Source organism: Ruegeria sp. CF1 (assembly GCF_056537445.1).
The window spans coordinates 192,669-209,738 of record NZ_JBQFRN010000007.1; the positions used below are offsets into that span (position 1 = coordinate 192,669).

Below are 17,070 nucleotides of genomic sequence, written 5' to 3' on the forward strand. Positions count from 1 at the left end.
AATTCGATCAACCGATCGCGACAGCTTTGATGTCTTCGTCGATGAAGGGCAGGTACTGCTCGAAGTTTTCCGCGAACATGTGCACCAGCTTTTCCGCCTGTTTGTCGAACGCTTCCTGATCGTCCCAGGTGCGGCGCGGATCCAGCAAGACCTCGGGCACACCAGGGACAGAGACCGGCACATCGAAGCCGAAATTGGCGTCCTTGCGGAATTCCGCATCAGTCAGTGATCCTTCCAGCGCAGCCGTCAGCAGCGCGCGGGTGGCCTTGATTGGCATGCGGCTGCCCACGCCGTAGGCACCTCCAGTCCAGCCGGTGTTGACCAACCAGCAGGTCGCGCCATGCTGAGCAATCTTATCGCGTAGAAGGTTGCCATAAGCCTCGGGGCGGCGTGGCATAAAGGGCGCGCCAAAGCAGGTCGAGAAGGTGGGCTGCGGTTCGGTCACGCCACGTTCGGTCCCGGCGACCTTCGAGGTAAAGCCGGAAAGGAAGTGATACATCGCCTGCGCAGGCGTCAACCGAGCGATCGGAGGCAAAACGCCGAACGCATCGCAGGTCAACATGATGATGTTCTTAGGATGCCCGCCCAATGCAGTTTTCGACGCGTTGGAGATGTATTCCAACGGGTAGGCGCAGCGCATATTCGCAGTCAGAGAGTCGTCGTTGAAATCCAGCTCTTTGGTCTCGGGATCAAAAACCATGTTCTCGATCACAGTGCCAAATTTCGAGGTGGTGGCGTAGATTTCTGGCTCGGCTTCGGCATTCAGGTTGATGGTCTTGGCATAGCAACCACCTTCAAAGTTGAAGGTGCCTCGATCCGACCAACCGTGTTCGTCATCACCGATCAAGGTGCGCGACGGGTCGGCAGACAGGGTGGTCTTGCCGGTGCCGGACAGGCCGAAGAATACGGCGGTGTCGACCGGGTTGCCAACCGCGTGGTTAGCCGAGCAGTGCATCGGCATCACGCCTTTTTCGGGCAGCATATAGTTCAGCAGGGTGAAGACGGACTTCTTGTTCTCGCCGGCGTATTCGGTGCCGCCGATCAGGATCAGCTTGCGATCAAAGTTCAGTGCAATCACCGTTTCGCTGCGGCAGCCATGCTTTTTGGGGTCCGCCTGGAAGCTGGGACAGTTGATGATGGTAAAGTCAGCCGTGAAATCATCCAGATCCTCACGATCCGGACGGCGCAGCAGGTGGCGGATGAACAGGTTGTGCCACGCCAGCTCGGTTACCATGCGCACATTGATCGAGTAGCTGGGATCAGCCCCGCCCACGAGGTCCTGAACGAAGTAGTCGCGGCCTTTCATATGGGTCAGCATATCTTCATAGAGCGCGTCAAAACCTTCAGGGCTCATGGCGGCGTTGTTTTCCCACCAGATGCTGTCGGCAACACTGTCTGTCTTGACGACATGCTTGTCCTTGGGCGAGCGGCCAGTGAATTTGCCGGTGGTGACCAGAAAGGCGCCGCCATTGCCAAGGGTGCCTTCGCCGCGCTTCAGCGCTTCTTCGATCAGCGCCGGTTCCATGAAGTTGTAATAGACATTGCCCAGACCCTCGATGCCCTGATCTTCGAGGCAGAATTGCGGGTTAACCCGTCCAGATGTCATGTGTGTCTTCTCCTGTGGCGGCGCGAGGGCCTTGGGCCGGGTGCACCATTGGGGCGGATACCGGAAAGAGCCGGCGGTCAAGCGCCTCTTATCACGGTATTTTGGGACATGAACAGGAGGGTTGGGGGTAGTTAGCGCAACCAAGTTGAGGTTTAGCGCCATCACGATTTGTCTGCCGTAAATCAAGGCAGCTATTTGGGCGCAGCAAGGCAAATTTGCCGCATACCTGCCGCAAGAATGGCACGATTCGAGGTTACGAGTTGATTCGGTGGCTCAAAACCGCCAACAATGCCTTACAAAAAAGCGTATTATTGCGCGAGTGAGCAGGAATAGGGGTGAACCCGATGTCAAAGATTGCACTGGTGGACGACGACAGAAATATCCTGACGTCCGTGTCCATGACACTCGAAGCCGAAGGGTTTGAGGTCGAAACATACAACGATGGTCAGGCTGCGCTGGACGCTTTCAACAAAAAGCTGCCAGACATGGCCGTACTGGATATCAAGATGCCGCGGATGGACGGCATGGATCTTCTGCAAAGGCTGCGGCAGAAAACCCAGATGCCCGTGATTTTTCTGACCTCCAAAGATGACGAGATTGACGAGGTTCTGGGTCTGCGCATGGGTGCAGATGACTACGTCAAAAAACCATTCTCTCAGCGGCTGCTGGTCGAACGGATTCGCGCCTTGTTGCGCCGTCAGGAAGCGGTCGATGGCGATGTGACCAACGCGGCCTCGGGCGATACAAAAGTGATGGAGCGGGGCGAGCTGCGGATGGACCCGCTGCGCCACGCAGTCAGCTGGAAAGGCAATGATGTCTCGCTGACAGTTACCGAGTTTCTGCTGCTGCAGGCCTTGGCGCAACGTCCGGGCTTTGTCAAAAGCCGCGATCAGCTGATGGATGTGGCTTATGATGATCAAGTCTACGTGGATGACCGCACCATTGACAGTCATATCAAGCGACTGCGTAAGAAGATGCGCGCAGCCGATCCCGAGTTTTCGGCGATAGAAACGCTGTACGGTATCGGGTATCGTTATAACGAAGAATAGGCGCGGCCGTTTTATCAAGCCGAAGGGGTCTCGTGCGCGATACTGAACAAGCCAACCAAGTGCACGACGCAGACGTCGTTCTTGGGGATGACTGGGTCATCCCCCAAGACCCTGATGCTGCCGAGCTACAGGCCAAGCGTTCGCGACGAAACCTGTTTTCTATGCGCTATTCGCCCCTGGCGCGCAGGATCATCACCTTCAACCTCATTGCCCTTGTCATTTTGGTGGCAGGGCTGCTGTATCTGGACGACACGCGAAAAGAACGGGTTCAACAAACCGCGCAGAACCTGGTCGGTGATGCGCAACTTGTCAGCAACGTTTTTGAAACCCAGCTGCGTCAACCCTCTGCCAATGGTGCAGGCACATTGGATGTCCGTGATACGCTAGCGGGTCTCAGCTTGCCCGAAGGCGGCGAGGTTTTTGTTTATGACGGCACGGGCACTCTGATCGGTTGGACACGCGGGGCGTCCATGGCCGACAAATTGCCCAGCCTTTTGCATCAGGACGCCGACAGCGCCACTGGAAGCACTTTGATCAGCGACGCATTGAATGCGGTTTGGAATGGTGTGTCTGCGGTCTTTAGCGGTTCTTCCGAAAGCGAGGCTCCGACGCTGGCGCAACGGGTGCAGGAAATGATCCCGCAGGCGCTGAACGGCGGATTGCAAGTACAGGCCGTGCACGACGATAAAGGCAAGACGGTGATTGTCGCCGTGGCCCCGATCCTATTGGACGATACGCCTGTGGGTGCCGTTGCTATGGCGGGCCCGGCGGGCGAGATCGATGCGCTGGCCCGCAAGGAGCAAGAGCGGATCCTGCAGATGTTTGTGGTAGCACTGCTGGTCTCGATCGGTCTGAGCCTCGTTTTGGCCTCAACGATTGCCAATCCTCTTGCTGATCTGGCCGCCGCTGCCGAGATGGGCAAGGACCGCGGAGCCGGCGTGAACCCCGGACGTATCCGCATCCCGGATCTCAGTGCGCGCCCGGATGAAATCGGCCGTCTGAGCCAGGCTTTGCGCGGGATGGTCACGGCGCTTTATAACCGCATTGACGCGAACGAACAATTTGCGGCCGATGTCGCGCATGAGATCAAGAACCCACTGGCGAGCCTGCAATCCGCCGTGGGCACCATGCGTATGGTCAAACGCGATGATCAGCGCGAAAAGCTATTGGGCGTGATTGAGCATGATGTGCGGCGATTGGATCGACTGGTCAGCGATATCTCGAACGCATCGCGGCTGGACGCGGAGTTGGTGAAAGAAGAAGAGCAGCCCTTTGACCTGCTCAATCTGCTTGGCAATATCAGTCAGTTTCTGGGTGAAGATGCCCGTTCGAAAGGCATCGAATATATCACAGACCTTCCCTCGGACCCCATCGTGGTCAACGGGCTCGAGGCGCGTCTGGCGCAGGTCTTTGTCAACCTGATCACCAATGCGATTTCGTTCTGCGAGGACAAAGACGCCATCCGGGTCTGGGTCCGCCGTCGTGACAACCGCGTGCTCGTGGTGGTTGAAGACACCGGTCCCGGCATTCCTGATCAGGCGCTGACCAAGATCTTCAAGCGTTTCTATTCCGAACGCCCCGAAGAGCATTTCGGCAACAATTCGGGCCTTGGATTGGCGATTTCGAAACAAATCGTCGAGGCGCATGGTGGTGTGATCTGGGCAGAAAATATCCGTCCAACCGAGGCCGATATCACCTCGGACCCGCTAGGTGCGCGGTTTGTTGTCGGGCTTCCCGTCTAGGTTATGAGGACCACCCCACTTTCTGAGATAGCGGATCAAGGGTCGGCCTGCATTCATGGGACCTGTATTGCGGTTCAGGAAAAGGGCTTATTGATCATTGGTGCCTCGGGTACGGGCAAATCTTCTTTGGCGCTACAGATGATGGCGCTTGGGGCGCAGCTTGTCGCTGATGACCGGGTCGAATTGACCGGACAGGCCGATCACGTGATGGCAGCTGGACTTCCGCAGATCCGCGGCCTGATTGAAGCGCGCGGCATCGGGTTACTGCGAGCTGAAGCCGCGAGGCCGGTTCGATTGGCATTTGTTGTGGATATGGACCAAGCCGAGCCTGCGCGGCTGCCTGAACCCACTGAAATTCTTGTGCTGAAGCAAACTGTTCCCTTGCTTCGGGGGGCTGGCGTGCCCAATTTGGCTGCAGGACTTATTCAACTTGTGAAAATGGGGCGCGTAGCCCCGGAATGGCCGAATACATGACAGCACAACAGCGCGTCGTTCTGATAACAGGTCCTTCCGGTGCAGGGCGATCGACCGCAATTCATGTGCTTGAAGATCTGGGGTTCGAGGCGATTGACAACCTGCCGATGGGGTTGCTGGCTCGCCTCGTCGACAATTCGGAGCCTGCGCGCCCAATGGCTTTGGGTATCGACGCGCGCAATCGCGATTTTTCAACCACCGGGTTTATCGAACTTGCCGCCAAACTGGGCCGGATGGAGAATGTCGACCTGACAATCCTCTATCTGGATTGCAGTGACGAGGTGCTGCTGCGTCGCTTCTCGGAGACCCGCCGCCGTCACCCGGTTGCGACTGATGCCAGCCCAGAAACCGGCATTTGTCAGGAAAAGGAACTGTTAGCCCCAATTCGCGAGTTTGCCGACACGCTGATCGACACCAGCGCGTTGAATGTGCATCAGCTGCGGGAAGAGGTCGAACGCTGGTTCGCCCCAAAGGGCGGGCGGCATCTGGCGGTGTCGATCGAATCCTTCTCGTACAAGCGGGGCTTGCCGCGCGGTTTGGACATGGTGTTCGATTGCCGGTTTCTGGCCAATCCATACTGGCGGCCTGAACTGCGGGATGCGGATGGTCGAAACTCGGATGTGGCGGCCTATGTTCAATCAGATGCAAACTATGGCGTCTTCTTTGACCGGGTGGTCGACCTGCTGATCGAACTGCTTCCGGCCTTCCGTGAGGAAGGCAAAGCGCACCTTTCAGTTGCATTTGGGTGCACCGGAGGGCAGCACCGCTCGGTCGCGGTGGCTGAAGCAGTTGCAAAGGCCCTTGCAGAAGGGGGGCAGCAGGTGGCAATTAGGCATCGCGAAATGGAACGACGCGCGTTGAATGTGAGGCCGGAGTGATCGGGATCGTTATTGTTGCACATGGTGGGTTGGCTCAGGAGTATCTTGCGGCCACGCAGCATGTGGTTGGAAAGCAACCCGGACTGGTGGCCATCCCGATAGAAGCCGACCATGATCGCGAAGCGAAACAAGTTGAAATCTGCCGCGCGGCGGACGAGGTCGATATGGGCGATGGCGTCGTTGTGGTGACCGATCTGTTCGGCGGCAGCCCCTCGAATCTGAGCCTGCGCGCATGTGCGCCACAAGACCGGCGAATCCTTTACGGGGCCAACCTTCCCATGCTGATCAAACTGGCCAAAAGTCGCCACTTGCCACTGGCCGAGGCCGTACGTTTGGCTTTGGAAGCTGGACGAAAGTACATCAATGCGCAAAATGTGACATTGGATTGACACCGGATAGATTCATATGACGACCAAGAGTTTGAAAATTATCAATGAAAAGGGCCTTCACGCCCGCGCTTCTGCCAAGCTGGTCGAGGTGGTCGAGGGCTTTGATGCGCGCGCCGAGGTGTCACGAGACGGGCTTTCTGCCTCGGGCGACAGTATCATGGGCCTTTTGATGTTGGCAGCGTCGCGCGGAAGCACTATTGACGTCGAGACGTCCGGCCCGGATGCTGAGGCGTTGGCAGAGGCTTTGGAAACATTGGTGAACGATAAGTTCGGCGAAGGGTTCTGACAGCCACGACACCAAGGACGGAAAGACAAGGCAATTGGCGGAAACCACGCACGATACCAAGACAGGTCCTGTAGTGGATCACGACACCGATCAGGGTGAAATCTACGACCGCAGAACCCTGACCTACGCCAACTCGTTTGACGATGCCTGGACGTCTACGGCCATTCGCGCCATCGAATGGTGCACAGGCAAGCTGACCATCTTGCGCATGGTCAACAAGTTCGAGAAGCAGAACGAACGCTATCGAGGTCAGAAGTTCTGGGGCGGTGCGCTCAAGACCATGGGTATCGAGCTGACAACCCCAGCCGAACAGATCGCCCGCATCCCAAAAGAAGGCCCCGTAGTGGTCGTCGCGAACCATCCGCACGGCATGGTTGATGGCATGATCTTCGCTGAACTCATCGGCCGGGTCCGCAGTGACTATCGCATCCTGACCCGCTCAGTCCTGACCGGGTTGGATGAAGCTGCGACCTCATTCATGATCCCGGTGCCGTTCCCGCATGATCCTGAAGCGCAGGCCAAGATGCTCGAGATGCGCAGCAAGACGATGAAACATCTGGCAGATGGGGGCGTTGTCGCGTTATTCCCGTCAGGTGTTGTGATGTCTTCGGATGATTGGTTCGGACCAGCCATCGAGCGGGAGTGGAATGTCTTCACCGCGAAGATGATCCGTAGGTCGGGTGCCAAGGTCGTGCCGATCTTCTTCCCTGGCAGCAACTCGCGCTGGTATCAAATTGCCAACCGGATATCGCCCATCCTGCGCCAGGGCCTACTGCTGCACGAAATCGTCCGATCCTGCAACAGGCCCCAGTCGCCGGTGATCGGTGACCCGATTTCGGATAAAGACATGGACCTGCTGGAACGCGACCCCCGCGGTTTCATGGCATGGCTCCGTGATCACACCATGGCGCTGGGCAAGACGCTCAAATCCTGATCCGCCCCTTCATCTGGCCAAAAATATCTCGGGAGTGAATTGAGCCATAGGCACAAGAGAGGGCTGGCCCTCTCAGATTCTACCGTGTGGGTACCGGAACCTCGCCTCGATAATCATAAAACCCGCGTTCGGTTTTGCGTCCCAGCCATCCGGCTTCGACATATTTCGTCAACAGCGGGCAGGGACGATACTTGGTGTCTGCCAGTCCGTCATGTAACACGTTCATGATCGCCAGACAGGTATCCAAGCCGATGAAGTCCGCCAGTTCCAATGGGCCCATAGGGTGGTTTGCGCCCAGTTTCATCGATTGGTCAATGGACTGCACATTCCCGACACCTTCATACAATGTGTAAACCGCCTCATTGATCATGGGCATCAGAATGCGATTCACGATAAAGGCCGGAAAATCTTCGGCGCTGGCTGAGGTTTTGCCAAGCCGGTCCACTACGGCTTTACAGGAGTTAAAGGTTGCTTCATCGGTGGCGATGCCCCGGATCAACTCGACGAGCTGCATCACAGGGACCGGGTTCATGAAGTGGAATCCCATGAAACGTTCGGGCCGGTCGGTGCGGCTGGCCAGCCGGGTAATTGAGATCGACGAAGTGTTCGATGTCAGGATCGTATGTGGCTGTAGGTGCGGCAACAGGTCTTCAAAGATTGCCTGTTTCACCGTTTCCCGCTCGGTCGCGGCTTCGATTACAAGATCGGTCTGCCCCAAATCCGGCAGATTCAGCGTCGTCGTGATCCGACCCAACGCGGATTTCACTGCATCATCCGAGATTTTGCCGCGCGACGCTTGACGCGCCAGGTTGGTTTCAATGGTTGCCATCGCGCTGTTTAGCGCGTCCTGGCTGACATCGTTCAGTAGAACATCATACTCTGCCAACGCCATAACATGAGCAATCCCGTTGCCCATCTGTCCAGCGCCGATCACTCCGACTGATTTTACGTCCATTTGTTCGATGCCCTTGTTCGCAGAATACGGCGACATTATCGGCAGTTCCCTATGGGCGGCAAGGGGACGGGGACAGTCAATTTCGCTTCAAATGCGCGCATTAGGACTTTCTCAAGACTTGCGGCGGCAAAATGGCGGTCGGGTGAATATTTGGGTGAGTGTGATGAGCTATCAATCGATCAATGCGGTCCATTCCGCGGAAACGACGTGCGAATATGAAAATTCGAAACTGCGTTTCAGGGGCCCCCAAAGGGCGTTGAACAACCCCTATGTGGCATGTTTGGGGGGCGAAGAGACCTTTGGCCGTTTCGTAGAAACCCCCTTTCCCAATGAGTTGGAACGTCGTCTGGATCGCCGCTGCGTCAATCTGGGCAGCCTGTTCTGCGGTGCCGAGGCGTTGACGCAGGACAAAGGGCTACTGGAGATCGCAAACCGGTCTGATATATGCGTCCTGCAGTTACCCGGCATGCTGGGGCTATCGAACCGATTCTACCGGGTGCACCCACGACGCAATGACCGTTTCGTTGCGCCGAATGCCGATCTGGTTGCGCTGTATCCCGAAGAAGATTTTACGGATGTCCATTTTGTACAGCACTTGCTGAACCGCCTGTCGGCACGCTCGGATGCCCGTATTGAACTTGTGGAACAAGAGCTGCGCAATGTCTGGATCGAAAAGCTCGGCAAGTTTCTTGCAGAAGTAGGCCCGCCCGTCCTGCTTTTGCATCTGCAAGTGGAGAGAAGCGATTTGGATTCGACACCGGGTGACGGCTTTGCAATCAACCCCGAGATGATTGAGCCTTTGAGACCCCATTGTACGGGTATTTTGTCCTTGCAGGTTCAGGTATCCGGCGTATCCGATGAGCTTGAAGACATGTTGTTTGGCACCCTGCAACAACCGATTGCCGAGCATATGATCGGCCCAGCCACACATCGCAATATCGCTGGCTCACTTGCACAAGTGATCAACGACCTGGGCGCATAAACAGCAAAGGCCCGCCGGTGGCGGGCCTTCTAAGATTTTTCGTCGAAAAATCTTTGTCTGAAATCAGCCGAGTTTTTCGGTGAGTTCCGGTACGGCCTGGAACAGGTCTGCGACCAGACCGAAGTCTGCGACCTGGAAGATAGGCGCTTCTTCGTCCTTGTTGATCGCAACGATGACCTTGGAGTCCTTCATGCCCGCCAGGTGCTGGATCGCACCCGAGATGCCGACTGCAACGTACAGGTCAGGGGCAACAACCTTACCGGTCTGACCCACCTGCCAGTCGTTCGGGGCGTAGCCCGAGTCAACTGCGGCGCGTGAGGCACCAACGGCGGCTCCCAGCTTATCGGCCAGGCCTTCGATCAGTTTGAAGTCGTCTTCCGAGCCAACACCACGGCCACCCGAAACAACAACACCAGCCGAAGTTAGTTCAGGACGGTCGCTTTCAGCAACCTTGTCCTCGACCCACGACGACAGGCCGGGGTTTTCGCCGACCGAGATGGTCTCGACCGCCGCCGAACCACCTTCGCCCGCCGCATCGAAGCTGGCGGTCCGGATGGTCACGACTTTCTTGGCGTCGTTCGATTTCACGGTCTGGATCGCGTTACCCGCATAGATCGGACGCTCGAAGGTCGTGGCATCGACCACGCCGGATGCATCCGAAATCACCATCACGTCCAGCAGAGCTGCAACGCGCGGCATCACGTTCTTGGCGTCGGTGGTGGCAGGGGCAACGATATGCTCGTACCCATCGGCCAGCCCCACGATCAGGGCTGCGGTCGATTCCGCCAGGCGATGACCCAGCGAGGCGTCTTCGGCCACCAGAACCTTGGATACGCCATCGATCTTGGCAGCGGCCTCACCAGCAGCAGCGGCAGAACCACCTGCGGCCAGAACGGTGATGTCGCCCAGCGATTTGACAGCCGCTACGGTCTTGGCGGTGGCGTCAACCGACAGCTCACCATTGTTAACCTCTGCGAGAAGAAGAACAGCCATTATACAGCCCCCGCTTCTTTGAGTTTCTCGACCAGCTCATCAACCGAGCCCACGATGATACCAGCAGCACGTGCCGGCGGCTCTTCGGTCTTGACGACTTCCAGACGCGGAGTGACGTCGACGCCATAGTCGGCGGCGGTTTTCTCATCCAGCGGCTTTTTCTTCGCTTTCATGATGTTCGGCAGCGACGCATAGCGCGGCTCGTTCAGGCGCAGGTCGACGGTCACGATGGTTGGCATTTTGACGGAGATGGTCTGCAGACCGCCGTCAACCTCACGGGTGATCTTGGCAGTGTCGCCTTCGATGTCCAGTTCGGACGCGAAAGTGCCTTGGCTCCAGCCCAGCAGGGCTGACAGCATCTGACCGGTGGCGTTCATGTCATTGTCGATCGCCTGCTTGCCCGCCAGAACGATGCCCGGCTGCTCTTCTTCGACAACTTTGGCGAGGATCTTGGCAACGGCAAGCGGTTCGATGTCCTGATGCACGTCATCCGCCGCGACAACCAGAATGGCACGGTCGGCGCCCATGGCCAGTGCGGTCCGCAGGGTTTCCTGCGACTGTTTCACACCGATCGAAACGGCAACAACCTCATCGGCCTTGCCCGCCTCTTTCAGGCGGATCGCCTCTTCCACGGCAATTTCGTCGAACGGGTTCATCGACATTTTTACATTGGCGAGATCAACGCCGCTGCCATCCGCTTTCACACGAACTTTCACGTTGTAGTCAATCACGCGCTTGACAGGCACGAGTACCTTCATTTTTGCGTATGCTCCTTACAAAAACGGCAAGCCGCGCAGCGACTCCACCAATGCTCTCGCTGGCTTAGATAGCGGGTCGTGATGTTCTGCGACAGAGCAAAATCGTCACGTCATGGTTTCGAGACGTCGCGTTTTGTCATTTTTTGGACCAGAAACGAAATTTAGTTTCCCGACGGCAGGCGCGATCACCGGTTTGCGCCGGGAATCCAGAGCACATCATCGTGCCCGCCGTTGTTGGCACAGCGCGCGGCGACAAAGAACCAATCGCTCAGGCGGTTGAGGTATTTGACAGCCACCTCATTGACCGGTTCCATGTTTGTCAGCTCAACCGCCAACCGCTCGGCCCGGCGCGAAACTGTTCTGCACACATGCAGATGCGCGGCCAAACGTGAGCCACCGGGTAGGATGAAACTGCGCAAGGGCTGGAGCGCTTCATTCATCGCGTCGATCTCGGCTTCAAGCCGGTCGATCTGAGCGGAAACGATACGCAGGGGCGGGTAGTCGGCCTCGGCATCCTTATCCATGTCGGGGCGGCAGAAATCGGCACCCAGATCAAACAGGTCATTCTGGATACGGGACAAGGCGGCTTCGACTTCTCCGACTGCTTCGGTCCGTGCCACGCCGACAAAGGAATTCAGCTCATCCACAGTGCCATAGGCCGCGACACGCCCGGAATATTTGGCAACGCGCTCACCATTGCCCAGAGCGGTTTTCCCATCATCGCCGGTGCGCGTGTAAATCTTGTTGAGAACGACCATGCCTTACCCTCCCTGCCCACGCAGATAGACGTAAAGTACGATCAGCAGCACCGCAATGAACTGAAACAGGATCCGCAGGCGCATCAGCTTGTTGCTTTTCAGCGCGGCTTCTTTGCCGGGTTTTCCAAAATTGGCAATGCCCATCACCAGCACGACGACGACCGCCGCCATGGCCAGAAGCAGTATGACCATCGTCAGGTCCATAGCTCACCGTCCGTGTTTGTTCAGTTGTTGAGCCGTCATCTAGCGTTGATAGCGGCAAAAGCGAACAGGTAATTTCGCCTCATATGTCCGAGAGGATGCGATCAATGACCCGGGTGGGCAGAATACGGCGCAGATATCCGGCGATATAGGTGGGCGTCGTCACATAGTATCGCGGACGTGGGCGCTTGGATTCAACCGCATGCGCCAATTTGGCGGTAACAGCCGAGGCAGGCAGTTCGAACTTGTCAGGTCCGGAGGATTCGTAGAGGCGTTTCAGCAGCGTATCCTCGTATCTCTGTCGCAGGGCCGAGCTTTTCCAGTCAATAAAGCGTTCGAAGACAGGGATCGCGTTCACACGGATCTTCGAGGTGACCGGGCCTGGTTCGATCAGGATGACCTTGATGTCGGTGTCTCGTAGCTCTAGGCGCAAGGTATCGGTCAGGCCTTCGATGGCGTATTTGGTGGCGACGTATGCCCCGCGCCAGGGGAACGCGACCAGTCCCAACACTGATGAGTTCTGCACGATGCGCCCATGGCCCTGAGCCCGCATCACGGGAATCACCTGCCGGGTCAGTTCGTGCCAGCCAAATACGTTGGTCTCGAAAATTAGGCGAAGCCCTTCGATTGGGACATCTTCAACCGCGCCGGGAAGTCCGTGAGCGCCATTGTTGAACAACGCATCCAGCGTGCCACCGGTCGCGTCCAAAACCTGCTGCAGGCCTGAGGTAATGCTATCGGAATCGGTATAGTCGATCAGCGGGCTGTCGAAACCCTGTGCCCGTAGCCGATCACAGTCACGCTGTTGACGGCATGAGGCAAAAACGCGCCAACCGCGCGCGCGCATCCCGTGCGCCGCGTCCAGACCGATCCCGGATGAGCAGCCTGTGATCAGAATCGATTTCTGCATATTGCCCCCGCCTGTGTATTTCGCCCATAGCTATGGCGAGCTTTAGGTCAGGACAATGACACAGTTGCGTCAGTTTGTTGGTTTCCGAACCAGTGAGGCAGAAATCCAACCCACCCGCTGATCAGGGTATAATCGCAACCGCAGCCAGCCGGTGCCGGAATCGCTGAGAACCTCAACGCGCTGGCCAAGTTTGGCTTTGGCGATGATGGGGTAAATCGTTCCGGGCCCATCGCGCATATTGACCCGCGTGCCCGAGATTTCGCGGATATCTTTCTCTGGCTCGATGACCTGATTCACAGGTGTGATGTCATCCTGCACCTCGGCCTCGACCTGCAACAGTCCGGCGGCTCCGTCTTCAAGCGAAGCCAGAGTAAAGCTGACGCCGTTCTCGTCAAATGCAGAGAACTGAGACAGCGGATCGTTGGTGACTTGTGACAGGACGACCGCGGCATCCTCCTCTACTTGTGGCTCGGGCTGAGCGCGCGCCTGTACAATGCGCGCGGCAACGTTGGTCACAAGGTCTTCAGCCCGAGGTGCGTGGTCGTCTTTGGCCCGAGGTGCGTGGTCGGATGCAGGCTCATGTTCTGGCACAGAGGCAACGCGAACCGGTTGCTCGGTGCGGGTGCCGCGCGGTTCGAAATCCGGGCCCCCGCTCATCACATAGAAGCTCCAGCCGAGCATGGCGAAAGTGATAACAATAACACGCTTCATGGCGCACCCCCTGGCAATCGTAACATCAATAAAAGGCAGCAGTCTTAATGTTCGAAAGCCTACCATAGATTCAGCTTCGAGTCGAAAAGCGGGGGAAATCCGATACTTGCCTCCCCCTGTTGCAAAAAGCCCGACTTGTCCCCAGCAAAATATGCGCCGATTGCTTTACCCGCGCGCGCTTGCGTCGTATCACATCATGTATGAACGATACGATCGACGACCCCAATATGGAGACCCCTGACAATGGGGGCGAGGTAGCCGAGCCGCTGCGCCGCGCAATTGGCGAGCGCTACCTGACCTACGCGCTTTCCACCATCATGCACCGCGCTTTGCCAGATGCGCGCGATGGATTGAAGCCGGTTCACCGGCGAATCCTCTACGCGATGCGCGAGTTGCGACTCAGTGCGACGGGCGGTTTCCGTAAGTCAGCGAAAATCTCTGGCGACGTGATGGGTAACTATCACCCTCATGGCGACGCGGCGATTTACGACGCAATGGCGCGCTTGGCACAGGACTTCAACGTCCGATATCCACTGGTCGACGGGCAGGGGAATTTTGGCAATATCGACGGCGATAATCCGGCGGCCTCTCGATACACCGAGGCGCGGATGACCATCGTTGCCGAAGCCCTGTTGGAAGGGTTGAACGAAGACGCTGTCGATTTCCGCGACAACTATGACGGCACACTGACCGAACCGGTCGTGTTGCCCGCACAGTTCCCGAATCTACTGGCCAATGGCGCCAGCGGTATCGCGGTGGGCATGGCGACGAATATCCCGCCGCATAATATTTCCGAGCTGTGCGACGCTTGTCTGCATCTGATCAAGACGCCGGATGCGCGTGACGACACGCTATTGAATTACGTTCCCGGCCCGGATTTTCCGACCGGCGGCGTCATTGTCGAGCCGCCCGAAAATATCGCTCAGGCCTACCGCACCGGGCGTGGATCCTTCCGGCTGCGCTGTAAATACGAGGTTGAAGATCTGGGGCGTGGCCAGTGGCAGATCATCGTCACCGAGATTCCCTATCAGGTTCAGAAATCCAAGCTGATCGAAAAGATCGCCGAGCTAATCCAGACCAAGAAAATCCCGATCCTCGCAGACGTCCGTGACGAATCCGCCGATGACATCCGTCTGATCCTTGAGCCGCGCTCCAAGAATGTGGACCCCGAGGTGCTGATGGGGATGCTCTACCGCAACTCGGACCTTGAGGTACGCTTCAGCCTGAACATGAACGTGCTGATCGACGGCGTGACGCCCAAGGTCTGTTCGATGAAGGAGGTGCTGCGCGCCTTCCTCGACCACCGGCAAGAGGTGCTGTTGCGCCGCTCGCGCCATCGCATGGCCAAGATCGATCACCGTTTGGAGGTGCTGGAAGGCTTTATCGTCGCCTTCCTGAACCTAGACCGCGTGATCGACATCATCCGCTACGACGACGACCCCAAAGCTGCGCTGATGCGCGAAGATTGGGGCATCGATCACGTCCGCGCCACGGATGAGTCCGACTATGTCTCGCCCAAACCGGGTGAGGGCGAATTGTCTGAGGTTCAGGTTGACGCCATCCTCAACATGCGCCTGCGCAGCTTGCGACGTCTGGAAGAGATGGAGCTGGTCCGCGAACGCGATGAGTTGATGCTGGAACGCGCCAATCTCGAAGACCTGCTGGCCGATCCCGCCCTGCAATGGGCCAAGATTGCCGAACAACTCAAAGAAACCAAGAAGACCTTTGGCAAAGACTACGAAGGCGGTGCGCGCCGGACGCAATTTGCCGAGGCTGGGCAGGTCGAGGAAGTCCCGCTCGAGGCGATGATCGACAAGGAACCGATCACGGTCGTCTGCTCTCAGATGGGCTGGATTCGCGCCATGACCGGGCATATCGATCTGAAGCGCGAGTTGAAGTTCAAGGACGGCGATGGCCCGCGTTTCATCTTCCATGCGGAAACGACGGACCGTCTGCTGGTCTTCGCTTCAAATGGCCGATTCTATACCGTCAGCGCCGCCAACCTGCCCGGCGGGCGCGGCATGGGCGAACCCCTGCGTTTGATGGTCGATCTGCCGAACGAAGCGCAAATCATTGATATCCTGATCCACAAGCCGGGACGCAAATTGCTGGTGGCCTCGGATGCGGGCAACGGCTTTATGGTGCCCGAGGATGACGTTCTGGCCCAGACCCGAAACGGCAAGCAGGTGCTAAACGTCAAAGGCGACGAAACCGCGATGATCTGCAAGCCGGTTGCTGGCGATCACGTGGCTGTGGTGTCGCAGAACGGGAAATTCCTTGTGTTCCCGACCGAAGAATTGCCCGAGATGACCCGTGGCAAGGGTGTGCGTCTGCAGAAGTACAACATGGCTCGTGGACGTCAGGGAACGCTGGAGCTGGATGGCGGTTTGTCGGACGTGACGACCTTCAACTGGGAAGAAGGCCTGAAATGGTCCATGGGCGGCGACAAAACCCGGCACGAGGCCGATATGTCCCAGTGGCTGGCCAAGCGCGCAGGGGTCGGAAAGAAGGCGCCATATGGCTTCCCGCGGGACTACAAGTTCTCGTGATCCATTACCCGTTTGGTGAATTTCTGCCGATACGGCTTGGCACAACCCGTATCGGTGCGCTACATCCAAGAAAAACAGGCCTATCGAGACGAGAGACATGTTGCGCATTCTGACCCTGATCACCGGACTGGCCCTGATGGGCGCATGCACCCAAACGCAGGTTTATGAAGACCCCGAGTCGCTGGGTGAATTCAAGCTACGCGTGAATTATGCCTTTGCGGAAAAGGCCGTTCAGGGACCGGTTTCGCGGGATGCCACGCCGGATGAATGGACCAAAGCGATCCAGAATGCAGTGGACATCAGGCTTGGCCGGTATGAAGGTTCGCAGGAATACGACATTGGCATCAGTCTCGAGGGCTACATGTTGGCACCTCCGGGAATTCCTGTGATTTACAACCCCAAAAGCACCGCCATCGTTCTGGTAAACGTCTATGACGTCGAAAAGAAAGAGTTCCTTGCTAAAGGCAAGCAGTTTCAGGTGCTCGAAGATACCACCGGTGAAAGCGCCCTTACTGGGTCAGGAAATGCGCGCACCCGAGAAGAACAGATGAACGGTCTGGCCTTGAAGGTTGCCGACCGGGTTGAGGAGTGGCTGGCCGAAGAGCACAAGGATGATGGCTGGTTTGACAAGCGCCCCAGCTTGATCCAGCCGCTTGAAACCGAAGCTGTCACACAAAATCCGGCGTGATGGATGCATTTCCCTCAGGATGTGCTTGATTTTCCCCCCTGAACCAAATATCTCGCGCGCGCAGATGTAACCACGGGACCAAGGGTCCCCCAAATTGCAAAAAGGGCGCCTGAGGAATGGCAAAGGAAAAGTTTGAGCGTAATAAGCCGCACGTCAACATCGGCACGATTGGCCACGTTGACCACGGCAAGACCACGCTGACCGCAG

Annotated in this window: 19 protein-coding genes; 11 read left to right on the plus strand and 8 right to left on the minus strand. The window is 57.4% G+C overall.

Features of this window, described 5'->3' with window-relative positions; translation table 11 throughout:
- Positions 1-7: 7 nt before the first annotated feature.
- Positions 8-1,606 (minus strand): phosphoenolpyruvate carboxykinase, encoded by a 1,599-nt coding sequence (locus ACRZ96_RS14210; RefSeq protein WP_170465138.1) that lies wholly within the window; start codon positions 1,604-1,606, stop codon positions 8-10.
- A gap of 344 nt (positions 1,607-1,950) precedes the next feature.
- Between ACRZ96_RS14210 and ACRZ96_RS14215 the strand changes: the two genes are divergently transcribed.
- Genes ACRZ96_RS14215 through ACRZ96_RS14245 form a run of 7 tightly spaced genes read left to right on the plus strand, consistent with a single transcriptional unit; the run spans position 1,951 to position 7,358 of the window.
- Positions 1,951-2,655: a response regulator transcription factor gene (locus tag ACRZ96_RS14215; protein WP_170392598.1), complete on the plus strand. Its 705-nt coding sequence runs from the start codon at positions 1,951-1,953 to the stop codon at positions 2,653-2,655.
- Between the two features lie 32 nt (positions 2,656-2,687).
- Entirely contained in the window at positions 2,688-4,397 is a 1,710-nt protein-coding gene (locus ACRZ96_RS14220; RefSeq protein WP_170392597.1) for a sensor histidine kinase, read from the plus strand.
- A gap of 3 nt (positions 4,398-4,400) precedes the next feature.
- A complete protein-coding gene (locus ACRZ96_RS14225) occupies positions 4,401-4,871 on the plus strand; it encodes an HPr kinase/phosphorylase (protein WP_480707393.1) in 471 nt (156 codons plus the stop codon).
- Positions 4,856-5,749 (plus strand): RNase adapter RapZ, encoded by an 894-nt coding sequence (gene rapZ, locus ACRZ96_RS14230; RefSeq protein ID WP_170508468.1) that lies wholly within the window; start codon positions 4,856-4,858, stop codon positions 5,747-5,749. Before ACRZ96_RS14225 ends, rapZ begins: the two co-directional genes overlap by 16 nt.
- Positions 5,746-6,138 (plus strand): PTS sugar transporter subunit IIA, encoded by a 393-nt coding sequence (locus tag ACRZ96_RS14235; RefSeq protein ID WP_170392594.1) that lies wholly within the window; start codon positions 5,746-5,748, stop codon positions 6,136-6,138. The genes rapZ and ACRZ96_RS14235 overlap by 4 nt, the downstream gene beginning before the upstream one ends.
- 16 nt (positions 6,139-6,154) lie before the next feature.
- Complete coding sequence (locus ACRZ96_RS14240) at positions 6,155-6,424, plus strand: HPr family phosphocarrier protein (protein WP_170392593.1); 270 nt, start codon at positions 6,155-6,157, stop codon at positions 6,422-6,424.
- A 34-nt stretch (positions 6,425-6,458) separates the two neighbouring features.
- Positions 6,459-7,358, plus strand: coding sequence for a lysophospholipid acyltransferase family protein (locus ACRZ96_RS14245; RefSeq protein ID WP_170392592.1), 900 nt, complete (start codon positions 6,459-6,461; stop codon positions 7,356-7,358).
- Between the two features lie 79 nt (positions 7,359-7,437).
- On the opposite strand, the gene ACRZ96_RS14250 is transcribed toward ACRZ96_RS14245, so the two are convergent.
- Positions 7,438-8,313: a 3-hydroxybutyryl-CoA dehydrogenase gene (locus tag ACRZ96_RS14250; protein WP_170392931.1), complete on the minus strand. Its 876-nt coding sequence runs from the start codon at positions 8,311-8,313 to the stop codon at positions 7,438-7,440.
- A gap of 163 nt (positions 8,314-8,476) precedes the next feature.
- Between ACRZ96_RS14250 and ACRZ96_RS14255 the strand changes: the two genes are divergently transcribed.
- Positions 8,477-9,295 carry a DUF6473 family protein gene (locus ACRZ96_RS14255; RefSeq protein WP_480814767.1) on the plus strand — a complete coding sequence of 273 codons (819 nt, stop codon included), beginning with the start codon at positions 8,477-8,479 and terminating at the stop codon, positions 9,293-9,295.
- Between the two features lie 63 nt (positions 9,296-9,358).
- Here ACRZ96_RS14255 and ACRZ96_RS14260 read toward each other — a convergent pair whose 3' ends face one another.
- The 6 genes from ACRZ96_RS14260 to ACRZ96_RS14285 form a co-directional block, all read right to left on the minus strand.
- Positions 9,359-10,288, minus strand: a complete 930-nt coding sequence (locus ACRZ96_RS14260; protein ID WP_170402252.1) for an electron transfer flavoprotein subunit alpha/FixB family protein — start codon at positions 10,286-10,288, stop codon at positions 9,359-9,361.
- The gene (locus tag ACRZ96_RS14265) at positions 10,288-11,046 is read right to left on the minus strand and encodes an electron transfer flavoprotein subunit beta/FixA family protein (RefSeq protein ID WP_170392589.1); all 759 of its coding nucleotides are present in this window, start codon (positions 11,044-11,046) and stop codon (positions 10,288-10,290) included. The genes ACRZ96_RS14260 and ACRZ96_RS14265 overlap by 1 nt, the downstream gene beginning before the upstream one ends.
- Positions 11,047-11,231: 185 nt before the next feature.
- Positions 11,232-11,804, minus strand: coding sequence for a cob(I)yrinic acid a,c-diamide adenosyltransferase (locus ACRZ96_RS14270; protein WP_170736993.1), 573 nt, complete (start codon positions 11,802-11,804; stop codon positions 11,232-11,234).
- Positions 11,805-11,807: 3 nt separating this feature from the next.
- Positions 11,808-12,008, minus strand: a complete 201-nt coding sequence (locus tag ACRZ96_RS14275) for a twin transmembrane helix small protein (RefSeq protein ID WP_170392587.1) — start codon at positions 12,006-12,008, stop codon at positions 11,808-11,810.
- A gap of 79 nt (positions 12,009-12,087) precedes the next feature.
- Positions 12,088-12,915 carry an SDR family NAD(P)-dependent oxidoreductase gene (locus tag ACRZ96_RS14280; RefSeq protein WP_480814768.1) on the minus strand — a complete coding sequence of 276 codons (828 nt, stop codon included), beginning with the start codon at positions 12,913-12,915 and terminating at the stop codon, positions 12,088-12,090.
- A gap of 69 nt (positions 12,916-12,984) precedes the next feature.
- Entirely contained in the window at positions 12,985-13,626 is a 642-nt protein-coding gene (locus tag ACRZ96_RS14285) for an SH3 domain-containing protein (RefSeq protein ID WP_480454364.1), read from the minus strand.
- A 200-nt stretch (positions 13,627-13,826) separates the two neighbouring features.
- Here ACRZ96_RS14285 and parC point away from each other — a divergent pair, with 200 nt between their 5' ends.
- The 3 genes from parC to ACRZ96_RS14300 all read left to right on the plus strand — a co-directional run.
- A complete protein-coding gene (gene parC, locus ACRZ96_RS14290) occupies positions 13,827-16,175 on the plus strand; it encodes a DNA topoisomerase IV subunit A (RefSeq protein ID WP_480707396.1) in 2,349 nt (782 codons plus the stop codon).
- Positions 16,176-16,272: 97 nt separating this feature from the next.
- Positions 16,273-16,863, plus strand: a complete 591-nt coding sequence (locus ACRZ96_RS14295; RefSeq protein WP_170392584.1) for a hypothetical protein — start codon at positions 16,273-16,275, stop codon at positions 16,861-16,863.
- 116 nt (positions 16,864-16,979) lie between these two features.
- Positions 16,980-17,070 (plus strand): GTP-binding protein (locus ACRZ96_RS14300; protein ID WP_036223564.1); only part of this gene is annotated, 91 nt, incomplete at its 3' end.

Excerpts from the sequence above, each read along its gene's own strand:
- ACRZ96_RS14210 (WP_170465138.1), bottom strand. The coding sequence starts at position 1,606 with ATGACATCTGGACGGGTTAACCCGCAATTCTGCCTCGAAGATCAGGGC.
- ACRZ96_RS14215 (WP_170392598.1), top strand. The coding sequence starts at position 1,951 with ATGTCAAAGATTGCACTGGTGGACGACGACAGAAATATCCTGACGTCC.
- ACRZ96_RS14225 (WP_480707393.1), top strand. The coding sequence starts at position 4,401 with ATGAGGACCACCCCACTTTCTGAGATAGCGGATCAAGGGTCGGCCTGC.
- rapZ (WP_170508468.1), top strand. The coding sequence starts at position 4,856 with ATGGCCGAATACATGACAGCACAACAGCGCGTCGTTCTGATAACAGGT.
- ACRZ96_RS14240 (WP_170392593.1), top strand. The coding sequence starts at position 6,155 with ATGACGACCAAGAGTTTGAAAATTATCAATGAAAAGGGCCTTCACGCC.
- ACRZ96_RS14250 (WP_170392931.1), bottom strand. The coding sequence starts at position 8,313 with ATGGACGTAAAATCAGTCGGAGTGATCGGCGCTGGACAGATGGGCAAC.
- ACRZ96_RS14255 (WP_480814767.1), top strand. The coding sequence starts at position 8,477 with ATGAGCTATCAATCGATCAATGCGGTCCATTCCGCGGAAACGACGTGC.
- ACRZ96_RS14260 (WP_170402252.1), bottom strand. The coding sequence starts at position 10,288 with ATGGCTGTTCTTCTTCTCGCAGAGGTTAACAATGGTGAGCTGTCGGTT.
- ACRZ96_RS14265 (WP_170392589.1), bottom strand. The coding sequence starts at position 11,046 with ATGAAGGTACTCGTGCCTGTCAAGCGCGTGATTGACTACAACGTGAAA.
- ACRZ96_RS14270 (WP_170736993.1), bottom strand. The coding sequence starts at position 11,804 with ATGGTCGTTCTCAACAAGATTTACACGCGCACCGGCGATGATGGGAAA.
- ACRZ96_RS14275 (WP_170392587.1), bottom strand. The coding sequence starts at position 12,008 with ATGGACCTGACGATGGTCATACTGCTTCTGGCCATGGCGGCGGTCGTC.
- ACRZ96_RS14280 (WP_480814768.1), bottom strand. The coding sequence starts at position 12,915 with ATGCAGAAATCGATTCTGATCACAGGCTGCTCATCCGGGATCGGTCTG.
- ACRZ96_RS14285 (WP_480454364.1), bottom strand. The coding sequence starts at position 13,626 with ATGAAGCGTGTTATTGTTATCACTTTCGCCATGCTCGGCTGGAGCTTC.
- parC (WP_480707396.1), top strand. The coding sequence starts at position 13,827 with ATGAACGATACGATCGACGACCCCAATATGGAGACCCCTGACAATGGG.
- ACRZ96_RS14295 (WP_170392584.1), top strand. The coding sequence starts at position 16,273 with ATGTTGCGCATTCTGACCCTGATCACCGGACTGGCCCTGATGGGCGCA.